The organism is Nostoc sp. DedSLP03, assembly GCF_034530815.1.
Lineage (GTDB): Bacteria > Cyanobacteriota > Cyanobacteriia > Cyanobacteriales > Nostocaceae > Nostoc.
On the sequence record NZ_JAVRCK010000209.1, the window covers coordinates 1 to 2,490 of the forward strand.

3 protein-coding genes are annotated in these 2,490 nt (G+C 40.7%); all 3 read right to left on the bottom strand.

Features of this window, described 5'->3' with window-relative positions:
* Positions 1 to 190: 190 nt before the first annotated feature.
* Positions 191 to 1,093 (bottom strand): TniQ family protein, encoded by a 903-nt coding sequence (locus RM368_RS38220; RefSeq protein ID WP_322698889.1) that lies wholly within the window; start codon positions 1,091 to 1,093, stop codon positions 191 to 193.
* Positions 1,083 to 2,189, bottom strand: a complete 1,107-nt coding sequence (locus RM368_RS38225; protein ID WP_322698890.1) for an ATP-binding protein — start codon at positions 2,187 to 2,189, stop codon at positions 1,083 to 1,085. The genes RM368_RS38220 and RM368_RS38225 overlap by 11 nt, the downstream gene beginning before the upstream one ends.
* A partial coding sequence (locus RM368_RS38230) for a hypothetical protein (RefSeq protein WP_322698891.1) occupies positions 2,189 to 2,490 on the bottom strand: 302 nt, incomplete at its 5' end. The genes RM368_RS38230 and RM368_RS38225, both read right to left, overlap by 1 nt.

Below are 2,490 nucleotides of genomic sequence, written 5' to 3' on the forward strand. Positions count from 1 at the left end.
CCGCTTTGAAACCATAAAGTGAGCAACTTGCTCATCTTATGCTTTCAGTGACAATCGTGTATGTTGTGACTTTAGCCATAAGTTGTCAAAATCGGACAACTTATGCCTTGGATTGAGAACGGACAACTTATGCTTGGATTTCCGGGTTTAAGGAAAAAAAAGTAGAGCCGTTGTTATGTTGTTGCTTGCCTTATTGGATTTCGAGCAAGCTTAAACCCTCAACAGGAGATAAACTAAGCTTGTAACACCATCTCAAAAACTTGTATAAAGTAGGCAATGTTCGTTTAGGGGTAACTTTTGTTTCTCTGATGAGGGGATTTGTGTGGAGTGAGGGAGTCGCAGCAAGCAGATTTCCAAGAGCTTGAGCAATCCACAAATCCCGATCAAATTTGCGCCCTTTGCTTCGGCTATGATTCGGTACGTCAAGATTGCGCCCAAGCCAAGCACCACACTCGTGACAGTAGCCGTTTAATTTCTGAGGTTGGAAAAAAGGTTGGGTATGACCGTAGCACAAACAGTATATTTGTAAATAGCGTTGATGGTATGGGCAGACAGTTACAGGCTCTAACGCCCATAACAGAGGTTGATATACAGGGGTATTAGCATCACGCCAATCTTGGTAACAACCTGCACACCAACGCTGCTGTGTATGGAAGATGTGGTTAAATGAAAATCGCCAAGTTTTCCAAGGCAACAAAGTTAAATAGCTGATATCTTTGCGACCAGTTAAGATTTCTAGTACATTAACAACCTTAAAAACATGCTGTGTTTGGGAAAGCCAAAATTGGGCAGTTGGTTGCTGCAAAATGGCTAGTTCTTTTCGCAATCTAACTACAACTAGCTCGATAGCATCTTTTTTGGATAATCCTGGAGGCTGCTCGTTAAGAAAAAATAAAGGAGCAATGTAATAGCGAATCAAGTCACCAACTGTAATTCCATGTGCATCAGCCAAGCGAATTAAGTAGCTACTCAAGCTCTCGACAATTGCTGTGCCGACACCAACTGGTGGTAGAGAGAAAAGACGGCTACGCTCAGGTAGTATGGGTTGCTCTAATTCCCATGATTGATACAATTTCAAGTTCTCAACAGGCATTGTGTCCACCACCGACAGGACGACGCTGTGGCAGAGGCTGACCGACCACAGCGTGACGACGAGTTTTTTTAGCAGATGTCTGCAATGTTTTTGGAGTCACATCAGTTGCGACTTCTAACCCCAAAGCAGCCCGCAGAGCGTTGGTATCCCTACGGCTATTAAGTTGTTCCTCCCCATGAAGAGCTTCGTTAAGCAGAATTATGCACTGCTCAGTTTTGAGAGCATGTGACTCAAGATCGGAAAAAGTTAAAGTTTTGTCACCTTTGAGCAAAGCACTAAATAAAGCACGAGATAACCAATCTTTGAGAATGCCGATACAACCAACACAGCGCTCATAGCAGAAGTCCCAATGTTTGAGCAAATCAGGTTCTATTTGCAATGGTAAATGTCGTTGGAATGTTTGAACTATACCTTGAAAAGCTCTTAAATCTTCTGAATTGTCTGCTTTATAGCGTTCCAAATGAATATCTTGGCTGCGTCGGCATAGTTGAGCGCTGAGATTACGAAGTATTAATAATTCATAAGTGCCTGCAAGTATAAACTGTACGCGAGTAATATTAGCTAGCGATTTAATACAGTCAGTTTGGTCGCGTAATTTCCGCCCACTAGCAACCTTACTCAAGTTTTGTGCCTCATCAATATAAAAAACCTTGAGTCTGCGGTGACGTAATGCACCTTCAACAGACATCCTCAACTTTAAATTGGTCATTCTCTGAGAAATTGGTAATTCAACACATGGGTCTTTTAATACAGTTAAAGCACGTAAATAAAAATCTTTCCAATCAAAATTGCTGAACTCAGGTGTAACTGTTTCGACACCAGCAATCGGGATAAAACCTTTATCTCGTTCCATATCTGGTCGCGTTGCTTCTAACAACTTTTGAGTCATACGACGTAGTAAGGTAGTTTTACCAACACCTGTTGGCCCGAACAGAAACATGAGTGAAGTTGCAGCAGGCTCTTCAACAGTGAGCATGAGCTTTTGCGAGGCTGACAGCAATTTCGGATGTGCCATTGTGTAGTTTTTAAAGTAAGCAATTCTTTCAGTCATAGATTGCTCAAGTAGTTGCTTAGGAAAGCCTTCTTCGTCACTCATCAGAACTCTCCATAGTATTCTAGGGATACTAATTTATTATTTATGTCCATTAAGTGGTCGGTTTCTAAATAATTGTTTTCCGATTCAAGCAAATTACCTTCAGATGAATTATTCTCAAAATCTGAGTGAAGCTGATAAGAAACACATCTAACTGTAGATGGGTCTTCAATCAGTTGTAAAACGCTTTTATTCTCAGAATTTTTTAGACGCTGTAATAGCAATTTTTCTTCTGTTAACTCAATAGAGTTAAGGTGATTTTTTAAAAAGAAATTACCAGCTAAAGTGGTCGAATCAAGATATC

What these genes read in the sequence shown, in the direction of transcription:
- RM368_RS38220 (WP_322698889.1), bottom strand. Translation starts at nt 1,093, where the DNA reads ATGCCTGTTGAGAACTTGAAATTGTATCAATCATGGGAATTAGAGCAA.
- RM368_RS38225 (WP_322698890.1), bottom strand. Translation starts at nt 2,189, where the DNA reads ATGAGTGACGAAGAAGGCTTTCCTAAGCAACTACTTGAGCAATCTATG.